This is a genomic window from Chitinophaga varians (genome assembly GCF_012641275.1).
In the GTDB taxonomy this organism is placed as follows: Bacteria; Bacteroidota; Bacteroidia; order Chitinophagales; family Chitinophagaceae; genus Chitinophaga; species Chitinophaga varians_A.
In genome coordinates this window covers 603,463-617,155 of the sequence record NZ_JABAIA010000002.1, presented here as the reverse complement: position 1 = coordinate 617,155, position 13,693 = coordinate 603,463, and the positions used below count along the sequence as shown (strand labels likewise).

The 13,693-nt window shown below is 49.5% G+C and carries 11 protein-coding genes; 4 read left to right on the top strand and 7 right to left on the bottom strand.

The window, feature by feature from the left end; translation table 11 throughout:
• Nucleotides 1–2: 2 nt before the first annotated feature.
• Complete coding sequence (locus tag HGH92_RS17145) at nucleotides 3–2,324, bottom strand: M1 family metallopeptidase (RefSeq protein ID WP_168871993.1); 2,322 nt, start codon at nucleotides 2,322–2,324, stop codon at nucleotides 3–5.
• A 33-nt stretch (nucleotides 2,325–2,357) separates the two neighbouring features.
• Nucleotides 2,358–2,939: a HupE/UreJ family protein gene (locus tag HGH92_RS17140; RefSeq protein WP_168871992.1), complete on the bottom strand. Its 582-nt coding sequence runs from the start codon at nucleotides 2,937–2,939 to the stop codon at nucleotides 2,358–2,360.
• 69 nt (nucleotides 2,940–3,008) lie between these two features.
• Here HGH92_RS17140 and HGH92_RS17135 point away from each other — a divergent pair, with 69 nt between their 5' ends.
• The 4 genes from HGH92_RS17135 to HGH92_RS17120 all read left to right on the top strand — a co-directional run bounded on the left by HGH92_RS17135 (nucleotide 3,009) and on the right by HGH92_RS17120 (nucleotide 4,897).
• Nucleotides 3,009–3,497 carry a DUF6702 family protein gene (locus HGH92_RS17135; RefSeq protein ID WP_168871991.1) on the top strand — a complete coding sequence of 163 codons (489 nt, stop codon included), beginning with the start codon at nucleotides 3,009–3,011 and terminating at the stop codon, nucleotides 3,495–3,497.
• 171 nt (nucleotides 3,498–3,668) lie between these two features.
• Nucleotides 3,669–3,848: a hypothetical protein gene (locus HGH92_RS17130; protein WP_168871990.1), complete on the top strand. Its 180-nt coding sequence runs from the start codon at nucleotides 3,669–3,671 to the stop codon at nucleotides 3,846–3,848.
• A gap of 73 nt (nucleotides 3,849–3,921) precedes the next feature.
• The gene (locus tag HGH92_RS17125) at nucleotides 3,922–4,680 is read left to right on the top strand and encodes an alpha/beta fold hydrolase (RefSeq protein ID WP_168871989.1); all 759 of its coding nucleotides are present in this window, start codon (nucleotides 3,922–3,924) and stop codon (nucleotides 4,678–4,680) included.
• 10 nt (nucleotides 4,681–4,690) lie between these two features.
• Nucleotides 4,691–4,897, top strand: coding sequence for a hypothetical protein (locus HGH92_RS17120; RefSeq protein WP_168871988.1), 207 nt, complete (start codon nucleotides 4,691–4,693; stop codon nucleotides 4,895–4,897).
• Here HGH92_RS17120 and HGH92_RS17115 read toward each other — a convergent pair.
• From HGH92_RS17115 to HGH92_RS17095, 5 genes are read right to left on the bottom strand one after another with little or no spacing between them, the layout of a single operon-like run.
• Nucleotides 4,894–6,186, bottom strand: a complete 1,293-nt coding sequence (locus HGH92_RS17115) for a phenylacetate--CoA ligase family protein (RefSeq protein ID WP_168871987.1) — start codon at nucleotides 6,184–6,186, stop codon at nucleotides 4,894–4,896. The two genes, HGH92_RS17120 and HGH92_RS17115, sit on opposite strands and share 4 nt — an antisense overlap.
• Nucleotides 6,187–6,198: 12 nt before the next feature.
• Complete coding sequence (gene acpS / locus HGH92_RS17110) at nucleotides 6,199–6,573, bottom strand: holo-ACP synthase (protein ID WP_168871986.1); 375 nt, start codon at nucleotides 6,571–6,573, stop codon at nucleotides 6,199–6,201.
• Complete coding sequence (locus HGH92_RS17105) at nucleotides 6,570–8,258, bottom strand: C45 family autoproteolytic acyltransferase/hydolase (protein ID WP_317166420.1); 1,689 nt, start codon at nucleotides 8,256–8,258, stop codon at nucleotides 6,570–6,572. Before HGH92_RS17105 ends, acpS begins: the two co-directional genes overlap by 4 nt.
• A gap of 2 nt (nucleotides 8,259–8,260) precedes the next feature.
• A complete protein-coding gene (locus HGH92_RS17100) occupies nucleotides 8,261–9,778 on the bottom strand; it encodes a phytoene desaturase family protein (protein WP_168871985.1) in 1,518 nt (505 codons plus the stop codon).
• The gene (locus HGH92_RS17095) at nucleotides 9,765–13,640 is read right to left on the bottom strand and encodes a trifunctional MMPL family transporter/lysophospholipid acyltransferase/class I SAM-dependent methyltransferase (protein ID WP_168871984.1); all 3,876 of its coding nucleotides are present in this window, start codon (nucleotides 13,638–13,640) and stop codon (nucleotides 9,765–9,767) included. The genes HGH92_RS17100 and HGH92_RS17095 overlap by 14 nt, the downstream gene beginning before the upstream one ends.
• Between the last annotated feature and the right edge of the window lie 53 nt (nucleotides 13,641–13,693).

Below are 13,693 nucleotides of genomic sequence, written 5' to 3'. Positions count from 1 at the left end.
CGTTATTTATTAAGGGCTTTTTTCATCGGGTTATCGCCGGTAGAAGCGCCTCTCACGCCCGCACCATCCTTAAACATCTCAAACCGCGACGGAGCGGCTTCCCTTGGCCAGCTGTTATTGCTTTCATCGATATCAGCTGTTTCGCGGAGCGGGTCCAGCTTCAGCGATACTACCTTTTTATCTTTCGCAAATACCTTTGTTACCTGATTTTCATTCTTACGCCAGATGTAAGCTGAAATACGTTCCGTTTCCTTGGTGCCGTCAGCAAATGTCCATTCCAGGATGAGCGGCATCACCAGTCCGCCTATGTTGGAAAACGTCACTTCATAGAAGTTCTTTTTGCTGTCATACATTTCTTTCTCCGCTGGTGTCAGGTTGTTATAGAACTGATCATAAGCGGCTTTATCTTCCGGTGCTACTTCAAAGCGGTTCCATTTGCTGTAGAAATCCTGCAGGCTGGTATCCTGGTCCACTGCAAATTTAATACCGGCGGCTTTATTATGCTGGCGGGCCACATGGTCGATATTGCGCTCATAGGCTTCTTTAGACTGCTGGCTGCTTGCAGCCGGATTTTTGCTGGCGAGGTTATACCATTTCACGTTGTCGATGGAGATGTCCACCGGTTCGATGGTGAAGAACCATCCGCGCCAGAACCAGTCCAGGTCAACTGCCGAAGCATCTTCCATGGTACGGAAGAAATCAGGCGGTGTCGGATGTTTAAAGGCCCAGCGGCGGGCATATTCCCGGAAAGCGAAGTCGAACAGTTCACGGCCCATTACCGTTTCGCGCAGGATATTCAGTGCTGTGGCGGGTTTAGCATAAGCATTCGGGCCAAACTGAATTATGTTTTCGGAATTGGTCATAATAGGCTCCAGCTGGTCTTTCGGCATCTTCATATAGTCCACGATCTTATGAGCGGGACCACGGGAAGAAGGGAAATTGCTGTCCCATTCCTGTTCCGCCATAAACTGGCAGAAAGTATTAAGGCCTTCATCCATCCAGGACCACTGCCGTTCATCGGAGTTGACGATCATGGGGAAGAAGTTGTGCCCAACTTCATGGATGATCACCCCGATCATACCATTTTTGGTAGATTCAGAGTAGGTGCCGTCTTTATCGGCACGGCCATAGTTAAAGCAGATCATCGGGTATTCCATGCCATTGGCTGCCTCTACGGAGATGGCCACCGGGTAAGGATACGGGATGGTGTGGCTGGAGTAGGATTTGAGCGTATGCGCCACCACTTTGGTGGAATAACGGCGATACAGCGGATAAGCTTCAGGGCCATAGTAGGACATGGCCATCACCTTATTGCCTTCCACATTGGTGGCCAGTGCGTCCCATACGAGGCGGCGGGAAGAAACCAGCGCGAAGTCACGCACGTTCTGTGCTTCATACACCCATGTTTTGCGGCTGCCTGCTTTGTTCTGCATGGCTTTCGTTGCTTCATCGAGCGTTACTACTTCGACGGGCTCTTTGCTGCTCTGTGCCTGTTGCCAGCGCTGGTATTGCGCAGGGGAAAGCACTTCTTTATAGTTCTGGCATTCGCCGGTAGCGCCTACGATATGATCGGAAGGCACGGTCAGGCGTACACGGAAATTACCGAAGGTGAGGGCAAACTCACCTCTGCCGGTGAATTGTTTGTTCTGCCATCCCTGGAAGTCGGAATACACCGCCAGCCGGGGATACCATTGGGTGATGGTATACAGGTAGTTTTTATCTTCCGGGAAATATTCATACCCACCGCGGCCGCCGGTGGTCATACGGTCGGAGAGGTTGTACCACCATTCCACTTTGAAGCGGTATTTTTCGCCCGGCATCAGCGTTTTAGGCAGGTCGATACGCATCATGGTCTGGTTGATGGTATAAGGCAGCGCCTTACCGTCCGCATCTGTCACCTTTACGATTTTCACACCCAGATCGCCGGTCGGCGGCAGGATACCGCGGATGTCGCGCAGGGACATCTTATCAGTTATTTTGCTACCATCGAAGCTGCGGTTGTCACTTTTTGGATCATGCTCGTTTTCATCCAGCTGCAGCCAGATGTAAGTCAGCGGGTCCGGTGAATTATTGAAATAGGTGACTGTTTCAGCGCCGGTGAGCCGCTGTTTGTTGTCATCCAGTTCAGCATTGATTTCATAATCTGCCCGCTGTTGCCAGTATTTTGGTCCCGGTGCGCCGGAAGCGGAGCGGTACATATTGGGCGTCTGAAGCAGGGTGCCCAGCTGCTCAAAGCGGTTACCGTGGTTAGATCCCGGATTCTGTGCATGCAGCGTCATCGCAGTACTGCATAAGATGCCCAGGAGGTAAAGATTTTTTCTCATAGAGGATTTTACGGTTTCAGATTTAGATTTTAGTTATTTCAACAGCTCCCGCACACCCTGGACCACCATCAGAAAGGCGACACCAAAAGTGGCGGAAGATAAAAACATGTTCCAGTCGCGACGGCCTACCCGTCCGATATTGACAATGATGCCGGCGGCCAGCATCACCACGGCCACAATCAGGATCTGGCCGAATTCCAGCCCTATATTGAATCCCAGCAGCGGTTTAACGATGTTGGCCTGGCCACCCAGCAGGCTTTTCAGGTAGTTGGAAAACCCCAGTCCGTGTATCAGCCCGAAAAATAAAGCATAGAAGTAGTTGAGCTGCAGGTGCTGCGGCGCTTCATCCTTTCTTAAAATATTGGACAGCGCTGTAATACAGATAGTGACCGGAATCAGAAACTCGACCAGCGAACTGGACACCCGGATAACGTGCAACACACTCAAAGCCAGCGTAATAGAATGCCCGAGAGTAAAGGCGGTCACCAGGACCAGCAACTTTTTCCATTCGTTCACCACATAAATAGCGCTCAGGGCAATCACGAAAAGTATATGATCATAACCTTCCCAGTTGAGAATATGTTGCCACCCCAGCTCAAAATACATCAGATCCATTGCCCTTCTTTTGTCTAAATTTGGTAATTATAGAAAGTAAAAATTAATTTTCCCAAAAAAATTAGTCTAGTGGGGTTATTATTATGTAAATGGTGGACAGTGGCCTGGATGGCCATTCTGCACCCGTTCTATGTGAGTGTTACAGAGATTACGCACAACGCTGCCAAAAAGGAGCTGGAAGTCAGCTGCCGTATTTTCGCTGACGACCTGGAAAATACCCTCAAAGTACAATACAAAACATCTTTCGATATCATCAAACCCGTCAACCGGCAACAGGTGGACAAAATGATCGCCGAATATCTCTCCCAACACCTGCAGGTAACCCTCGACGGGAAAAAAGTACCGCTGCATTTTCTGGGCTATAAGATAGAAGAAGATGCCGTCTGGAGCTTCCTCTCCGCCGATAATATCCCCGCGCCCAAAAAAGTGGCCGTGATGAATGATCTGTTATATCAGCAACACCCTTCGCAGATCAATATGATACACGTGATCGTGGGCGGGAAAAGACAAAGTACTAAGCTGGATAACCCCAGGGCCAGCGCGGTGATGGAGTTTTAAAATTTGAGTTATGCCGAATATTCATCGCCGGTAAAACGACTGCCACTTATACCATTCTTCCGGAAATAATGACTACCGTACCCACAACAGTCGCAGCCGGTTTCGGAGGTGGTGAAAAATTGGTAATAAATCCCGAAATTTGGAGCATTATTCTAAACCAAAGCCAAATAAATGACTAGTAAACAAAAAGAGTTGCTGACTTTTTCTGAAAAGATCCAAAAAGGTGCGCAGAAAGCGGTCAGGAAGCTGGTTGAGGCCAGGGCGGCGAATAACAAAACTCTTGTTATAGGCGACAAGGAAGGGAATGCAAGCACCGTTGCCGCCAGGGATTTACTGTCTTCTATGAAGTAACCTGTCCTCCGGCACCTCCCTCTCCAAATATCATTTATCCTAGGACGGCTATCAATCTTTATTTTAAAGGATAATGGATGACCTTTCTTTATTCAACGGCCTATCAGTTCATCACTATAAAAAATATCCCGGCAGACCGGTTATTGTTTTCCTTCACGATTCATTGGGTTGCACAGCCTTATGGCGCGATTTCCCACAACAATTAGCAGATGCCACCCAATGCAACGCGCTCATCTACGACCGCCTTGGTTACGGCCTGTCAGCACCAATGCCTGCCGGAGAAAGGCCCGTCAGCTACATGGAAACAGAAGCAGATGTGCTGTACGCTTTGCTCACTCATCTGGAAATGGACCAGGTGGTCCTGTTCGGCCACAGCGATGGCGGCTCTATCGCCTTGATCACCGCCGGCAAATACCCGGAACCGATTAAGGCCGTTATCTGTGAAGCGGCGCACATTTTCGTGGAAGAAATAACGCTGAAGGGTATACGTGATGCGATGCATGCCTACCAAACCACTACTCTGCCTCACCGCCTGCAAAAATACCACGGCGATAAAACAGATACCCTTTTCCGGGCATGGACAGAAACATGGACGCGCAGCGATTTCAGGGACTGGAATATTGAACATTTTTTGCCGGCTATAACCTGCCCGCTGTTGTTTATTCAGGGTGAAGCAGATGAATATGGAACGCTGGCGCAGGTAGAAAGGACTCTCAGCCAGGTGAGCGGTAAAGCGGTGCAGTGTATTATACCTGACATTGGACATACACCGCATAAAGAAGCCCCGGCGTTGACGCTCGGAGCTGCTAAAACATTTATTAAAAAGTTGTAAAATACCAATTATGAAAAGTCCATTTACAGGAGGCAACGCAAGGTTAGAAAAAAGACCTATGACAATGGAATATCGACAAGACTTTTTTGATATTTCTTATCATTATTATGTTTGTGAAGATACAGGTCAACAATTCACCAATGATGAAATCGATACCCTGAATCAAAACCAGGTCCTCAAAAAATATCAGGCCAAACATGGCACTGCCAACACCTAACTCCTGTTATCCACAAACTTCACCGGTTTCCTGCTATTCTCCGGGAACTGCATCCGCATAATATCCTGCTGGCTGCAATACCTCACCTGTGGTATCACCCGCAGTTTCGCCTGTAGGTAAGATTTGATCTTACGGTCCATTTCTTCTGATTCCTCTGTAGGCCAGACATGCATCAATATCTCATCGGTGCCCAGTTCGTTGGAATACACTTCTACCACAAACTCTTTTACTTCTTCCATATCGTTGAGCAGGTCGAACAGAGCGGGCGGATACAACGTGGTACCTTTGTATTTGATCATCTGTTTTTTTCTGCCGATGACGGGAGACAGCCGCAGCGTATGTCTTCCACAGGAGCATGTTTCCTCATGGTACTGGCAGATATCGCCGGTTTTATAACGCAGCAGCGGCATGCCTTCCACGCCCAGTGTGGTGATGGTCACTTCACCTTCCTGGCCCGGGGCAACGGGCTGGTTGTTCTCGTCCAGCAGTTCCACGTAGAGCAATTCAGGATGATGATGCCCGCCTTTACCGGCTTTGCATTCGGTGAAGGCCGTCTGCATTTCAGTGGAGGCATAGGTGGAATACAGCCGGATATTCCACTGCTCTGTGATTTTCTTGCCCAGTACGTTCAGCGAGAAATCGGTATTGCGGATATTTTCACCGATACACACTGCCTTGCGGACAGAGGTTTCGTTGATGTTGATATGATGTTCTTTAGCGTAGGCGATCAGTTTCACGATGAAGGAAGGCACGCCGACGATCGTCGTGGGTTTGATTCGCTGAATATTCTCCCACTGCATGCTGGGCACGCCCGGGCCTACACGCAGCACGCCGGCGCCCAGTTTGCGGATACCGTTGTAATACGCCATGCCGGCCATAAACTGGCGGTCCAGCGTAAGCATCAGCTGGAAAATATCGCTGTCGGTACCATCGGCGCAACAGAAAGAGATATACTCATTATAACTGAGGCGTTGCAGGTCTTTTTCGGTAAGCGCAATAATCACCGGACGACCTAACGTGCCGGAGGTAGTAGTATATTCCGCGATATGGCTTTTGTCCACGCAGAGAAATTCCCAGTTGTGCTCCTGCAGTTCCTGTTTTGTTACGGGAGGTATCAGGCTGAAATCCTCCAGTGAACGCACCTTCTCAGGATGTATATCGTGTTGTTTGAACCAGGACCTGTAGAAGGGAGAGAACTCACGCAGATAACCAAGCAGCCTCATGACTTCCTTCTCCTGGAATGCCCTGATGGCGGCTTTTGACTGTAGTTCTATATCGGGAATGTACATATGTTAGGATATTCAGCTTTCAAGAATTACCATTGCCACGGCCGCATTTTTTTCGTGTGACAAGGACACCCATATTTTTTTAACGCCCAGCGATGTATAGCGGGGATTGTCTGTCAGCAGGAACAGTTCCGGTTTTCCGGCGGCATCGTTGCGTATCTCTATTTCATGGAAGTTCACTCCGCCATTGCCCCAACCGGTGCCCAGCGCTTTCAGGAACGCTTCTTTGGCGGCGAAACGGGCGGCATAACTCTCCTGCGGCGATGCCTGCTGCTCGCAATAGGCGATTTCCTGCGGCGTAAACACGAGGTCGCGGAAACCGCTGCCTTTGGCCAGTTTCTCCGCGATACGCGTTACATCAGTGATATCTGTGCCTATACCAACAATCATTGTTTTGACAGTTTAGCATTGCATTTCTCCAGTTGCTTACGGATGTGCATCTCCTCTCCTTTGGTAGCTATTACTTTGGTGAGGGCTGTTTCATAGTATTGTTTGGCTTCCGCGAAGTTACCCTTTTTGAAATGGTAATCGCCTGCCAGCACATAGGTATGATAAAACTCCGGATTGGAGGCTATCAGCGCTTTGGTATCTATATCTTTACCATCCTGCAGCTGCGCCTTCAGCTGACGGTATACCTGGAATGACGTGTATTCGTTGGTCAGCAGGAAACTATCGGCAGGCACGTTCTGCACGCTGTCATATACTTCGTGATCACTGTCGAGGCCATGCATGCTGAAAATTTTGTTCAGGTCATATGCCACAAACTGCCCCAGCTGCCACGGTGCGGCAGACACCCATACCATTTTTTTCTTCGGCTCAAATACGATGGCATGGTGCGCAATGAACTGGTTGATCGCCTTTTCGTTGCCCAGGCCAATATTGGCGCCATGCAACCCTTTGCGGTCACGCAGGATGCTGATGGTTTTTTGCACCGTATTGGGACCGTTTTCTTTCAGCAGCTCGTTTAAACGTTCATAGCGGTATTCGGAAGCACTTTCTTTGATCTGCAATTTGTTGGACTCCAGGATGCCGAGTGAATCACCCTGAAAATGGTTGGTACAGGTGATGAAGTTCTTTTTAGGATCGTAGAGGTCCATGCCTTCGGGTGTTTTTTCTATCAACACGGCTTTATTGTCTTCTGCGGAGCCAATGAGGAAAGACTCAGACACGAACATCTTCCGCTTTTGCGCAATGGCCCAGGCTTCCTGTATGTTACGGGCGTATTGCAGTATTTCCCTTGCTACCAGCGATACGGGCGTGGCAGCGCCGGTAGGCACGCTGGTTTTGGCGGCATTGATGGTAACGGTGAGCCCTTTGTCGTTCATGCCGGACACCACGCCGGTAAATCCGCCCCAGGTAACGAACATGAAGTTATGCCCTTTATCGGGGTGATAAAATACCACCATTTTATCTTCGGCGAACTTATCGCCCATGTAGAAATCGAAGTTGCGGCCGATGATCAGGTTACTGTCAGCAGAGTTGCTGTTCCACGTACCGAAGGAAGTACAACCCACCAGCATCATACCTTGCAGGGCATGACCGATATCATGTGCGCCGTGATAGTTCATCAGTCTTTCATAGTTGCTGCCGATAAAGTCATAACCTTCAGCTGCGGAGAAAGACTCCCCATAAATCTCCTCTTTGAACTCTTCCGCTACGTGATCGCTCAGGTTTCTGTTGAACCAGCCGATGAAGTATTTCAGAAAATGGAGATACGAAGTAGAAGGGATCATTTTGCGGATCTGTTCCACAAAAACATCTTCCTGGTGACGGATCAGCTCCCCGGATAATTTGCCGTTGATCACCCCTCTTTCAAAAGGCGCCCCCTCTACATACATTTCATACAGGCCGCTGTTGCTTTTGCGGAACCAGTTGTTGCCGATGGTCCAGGCGGTACCGTCCAGCGCCTTGCGTTGCAGCTGTAAAGCCGATTTATCGGCGATCTGCGGCGGTGTCATGCGACTGACAGACACCAGGTATATGGCCAGCACGGCAAATAACAACAAGATGGCGCCGATAGTAAATAACAGCACCCTTGCCAGTCTCCGCCATCCGCTTCTTTTTTTCTTTTCCACTTTTATTTAAGTATTGACTGATTAATTTCTTCTACCAAAAATTCCATTCCCAGTAGTTCGGCTGAAGTGATCACACTGCTCATGGTCACCCCTAAAATACCATGCAAGTTCAGGTTTTGCCCTGTAAGATACAAATTAGACAACCGGGTACGGGCCGAAACCATTGTCCGTAGCGGGTCTTCACTATCTTTCAACACGCCGTACATGCTGCCGTCGCCGGTACCGATATAATCCCGGTAAGAAAGCGGTGTGGCTACATAATACGACTGCACACAGTCACGGAAACCAGGGAATTTCTGCGCCACCGCCGCGATGAGCTGTTCTGCCTTTTGTACCTTAAAAGCTTCATAGTCAGCGCCTCTGCTGGCTTCCTTCCTTTCGGTATTAAAAGTATGCTGCCACGGTGCCAGTTCGTCGTAATGCATATACGTCATTACAGAAAGGCTGTCAGCATAGGTTTTATGCCGGGAGCTGGCAGACACGTATATGGCATAGGTCTGCGGCCACTGGTCCGGCGTACAGTCTATCCCCGCCCACGCGTTGTCTGTGGCATGATGATAGTAGTTATGGTTAAGGTAAGGAAAGGTGCCGGGTTTCAGTACTACATTCAGCACAAAAGCACCGGTGGAATTTTCCAGGTTCTGCATGCGGCTGCGGTAGGCTCCCCGCATGGCGTCGCTTTCGGTGATGGCTGTAGTCTGCGCAGGATGCAGGTTGGAAATAAAATAATCGCCGTTCACTTTTTTCCCGTTCTCCAATACCAGGTGATCTACCCTGTCGCCCTGGCCAACAATCTTCAGCACCTCTGTGTTACGGATGATCTCTCCGCCGTTTTCCGTGATGCATTTGCATAACAGCCGGGCAATCTGCGAACCGCCATCCACACATTTCCAGGAACTCTGCATATAGCTGTTTAACACCAACGCGTGTACGTAAAAGGGTGTTTTGCTCTTCACGCCTGCGTATAACAGGTTATTGCCTGCCAACACCTGTTGCAACCTGTAATTGCCGGTGATGCTTTCGATCACGCTGGCGGCATTCAGCTGCAGGACACTGCGTTTTTCTTCATAGTCGCCGAGCCGCAGGTTATACAGCGGGAACTTGCTGCACACTTCGCTGATCTTATCACAATAGGCATGCAGCGCATCTGTTTCTTCCGGAAAATCGGCTGCCAGGGTACGGATAAAATGCTCCCGTCCCTGGGCGATCCGGTATACTTTATCTTCCGGGCCAAAGTTGATATGATCGAAGCCATCTGCATCCATTCGTTTCAGCTTCAGCTTGTCCATAATGCCCAGATAAGAGAAAATTTTGTACAGGTTCTCCCCTTCTCCCAATCCGCCGATGTAATGGACACCGGAATCGAAGATGACTTTATCGCGGGAAAAGGTTTGCAGGCAACCGCCTGGCTGGCGGTTTTTTTCGTATATGCGTACTTTATAACCATTCCGGCTGAGGATGGCTCCACATACCAGTCCGCCAAGACCACTGCCGATAATGATCACATCATAGTTGTGCATAATTTTTTTGGGGGGATTTTTTAATAACAAATATTACGTTGGATGTATAACGGGTATTGTCAATTTCCTCTGCTACTGCGCCATATTTGCCTACCAGACTGCGTACATGCGCAGCTGAAAAGAAGGATAGTTCCTTGTTCTTCGTCTTATTAAATCCTATTACCCGGGTTGATAAAAATTCAGTAAATCTTGTGCCTTCGTGCCGTTTGGCTTTGTCGGCGTCGCCATCCCTCACCACGATCACGCCGTCGGGCGACAACCTGTCGATGCATTGTTGCAACAGCTGCTCCTGCTCATCAGGCTGCAGGTAATGCAATACATCACTTAAAATGAAGGCATCATATTTCTCGAACGGTGTGGCCGAAATGTCACCGTGAATGAATTGCAGGTTCTGTGGTTTGGCATAACCATGTGCGGCGGTGATAATTTTTTCCTCATCATAGTCGATACCGGTGATCTCACGGCCAGGTGCCGCATACGCCAGCATATAACTCATAAAACCGTATCCGCAGCCGAGGTCCAGGATACGGCCTTCTTTCGGCAGCAGCTGGTGAAACAGCTCATAATTACGTTCCAGGCTGGTTTTTACTTTCATGTACCATTCCAGCACCGGCCCTTTATAGATAAAGTTGTATTTCAGCTGTTCACGGAAATAGGAAGGCACTTCCATCTCCTGGCGCAGGTTTTCGTATTCGTGTTTAAAGTACCGGCTGATAGATTTCGTACGGGCGCTGTAGTTATCGCCCCAACGTTGGTCCTCCGGGGTAATACGCGGGAGGTACTTCACGGTCACATGACCGTCTTTCAGCAGGAAGTCGCCTTTACTCATCGTATAGGCGGTACCGTGGATAACGATCGGCAGGATGTCCAGCCCCAGCTGTTCGGCGATGTAAAAAGCGCCTTTGTGGAAACGTTTGATCACCGGGTCAGGGGAACGGGTGCCTTCGGGATATACTACGATGGAATACCCTTCGGCCACACGTGCTTTCAGTTTTTCAATGGCCCCTTCCGCACCATCGGCTACCGGGTAGTAATCGGCCAGCCGCACTACGGCGCCAAATACCGGCGAACGCCATACCCATTGATTCGTGAGCAGAATTACTTTGGGATGCAGCATGGTAGACACGAGGATATCGAGGAAAGACTGATGGTTACTGATGATCACGGCCGGTTTCTGCAACTGCTCATTATCCGGATTGATAATGCGTTTCTTCACGTTGGTCATGATGTACAACACACTATGCGTATAGGCAGACAGGATACGATGGTACAGCAGTTTACCCTTTTCCTTGTTGACAGGGTTCAGACGGATCAGGATGTTGCCCAGCAGCGTCATGATCAGGCAGCCGGTAGTGAAGTAAGTGAATGAAAATACGGACAGCACCCATCCCTTTAAAGTCCAGGGGGCATATCCTTTCTTCACACGGTTGGTGATCAGCCAGTTGAACAGTACCGGTATCATCACCTGCGAAATCAACACCACTGTGCTGATACCAATAATAGAGATCAGCGCAATAGATTTCAGCGACGGATGCCTGGCGAAGATCAGTACGCCCAGCCCCAGGATAGTGGTGATGGCCGACAGGAAAATAGAGGACTTGAAAGAGGACAGTGTTTTCCTGCCGGTTTTGTATTCCTGCAGCAGCCCGTCCATCATAAATATGCTGTAGTCATCTCCCAAACCAAAAATAAATGTGGAAAGGATGATGTTGACAATATTAAACTTGATACCGAACAGTCCCATAATGCCCAATATCCACACCCAGCTGAGCGCCATGGGAATAAAGGTGATCAGCGCCAGCTCTATGCGGCCGTAGGAGAGCAACAAAGCCAGGAACACCAGCATGGAAGTCATCCAGGCGATGCTGTTGAATTCATCCCTGATTACTTCCACCAGGCGGTTGGCTGCATATTGTTTGTCCAGTACGGTCGTATGTGCGTGCTGATCGAGGGCGGCGTACACTTCTTTTTTACGCGCCGGGTCTACTTTCAGCAGGGTCACAATAGACGTACGGCCATTCTTTTCGATGATAAAATCGCCCAGGGTGCCTTTACGGAAAGTCTCCAGGTCTTCTTTTGCCATAGGCTGATAAGGCGTATTCAGCAACGCGGCAAACTTATCGAACGCCGTGGCGCTAAAACCAGCTTCAGCACCATGACTGCGGAGCCAGGACAGCAGCTGTGCCTGTTTTTCCGGGGTCCAGTAGTGTTTCCAGCGTTCAATACGGGCCTGTTGTTCTTTCTCAGACAACAGCAGCGTTTGCACGCCGGCGTATTTTTTCACTGTACCATCCGTCAGTAGTTTATTGATAGCGGGTGTCAACTGCTCGGTATTTTCAAGCGCAGATTCCAGGTTATCACCATCAGACACCACGTACACAGATTGCGCCGTATAGGCGTTGATGTTATTCAGCTGCGCTTCCGCTGCTTTCAGTTCCGGCGACATGAAATTCATCTTCATCATGTCACTTTCAAAAGACACATTACGGGCCGTAAAGAAAAACACGATCGTCAGCAGGAAAATAGCGCCCACCAGGTATTTATTGCGTTCCGGTTTCAGCGCGGAAAAGCGGTCCAGCCAGTTATCGTGATGCTCCGCCGGTTTGCTGCTCTTTTTGCCCAGCACAATCCAATGCGGTAAAAATATCAGGGAGAACAATGCGGCGCCTACCAGGCTGAGTGCGGCAAACAGCCCCACATCGCGCAGCATCGGCGAACCTAAAAACTGTAAACAGAGAAAACCGCCGATAGTGGTGAAACTGCCCAGCGTCATGGGCGTGGCCAGATCGGCAATCACTTCGCGGATATCATCAGTATGACGATAGTGGTTGAACACATGCAGGGAATAGTTGACCGCAATGCCCAGTACCACTGCGCCGGCGCCTAACGCCATCACGGCAATATGTCCTTTGATCAGGTAAATACAGGCAAGGGAAAACAGTCCTCCGAAGATCACCGGCAACATGATCACTACCGGCGCACGTTTCTTCCGGAAAAACAGCGCTATCAGCGCTACCAGCAACACGATGGTAATACCCTGCGTAAGCAGCGTGTCCTGCCGCAGCTGCGTGGCGTTGCCGGCGGAAACGGCCGTGCCGCCAAAATAGCTGATGCTCACATCCGGATATTGGCGGGACAGACTGTCTTTAATATTATCCAGCCCAGCCAGGAACCTGGCATTGATTTTCGTAGCACCGGGAGGGTTAGCCGGCGTAATAAATATCATCAGATGACGGTGGTCTTTCGTCATCACATAATTATCGTACAACTCAAAATGATCATCGTACTGAAGGTGCTGCAATTTTTTGATGCCTATCCAGGAAATGCCGACCGGATCTGCCTGTATCACCCGTTTCAGCACCAGTCCGGCAGGAGAGATCAGCGTATTGTAATCATATTGCAGGGAACGTTGCAGTTGCTCCGGTGCCAGCAGGCTGTCAATTTTCGTATAGTCGTTAGGTTCCAGGAAAACAGGCAGGTTTTTCTGGATGAGGTCCATCATGCCCATTATTTGCGCATCTTCCGTCTGGCCTTGTATCTGCCGGATATAAGGCGATAACTGGTTCCCTGCGGAGGCCACCAGCGAGGCGGCGCAGGCGGTAAGGCTGTCCGGCGCCGGCACTTTGGCAGTGTCTTTCTGTGACAGCGTCACCACCAGCTTGTCCGCAAATTTGGAATCCTGGAACACCTGTTGCAGCTTGTCCAGCTTCCTGTCCTGCGGCAGTATTTTGGTAATGTCTTCTTCCAGCCTGATACGTGACGCGAAAAAGCCAACCAGCACAAAGCTCACGATGGTACAACACCACAGCGCCAGCTTATGCCGGTCAAAAAAATTATAGATCGCTACGAAAAGACTGCTCATATGTAAATCAATTACGAATTACGAATTATTGATTACGAATTGGGGAGCCACAC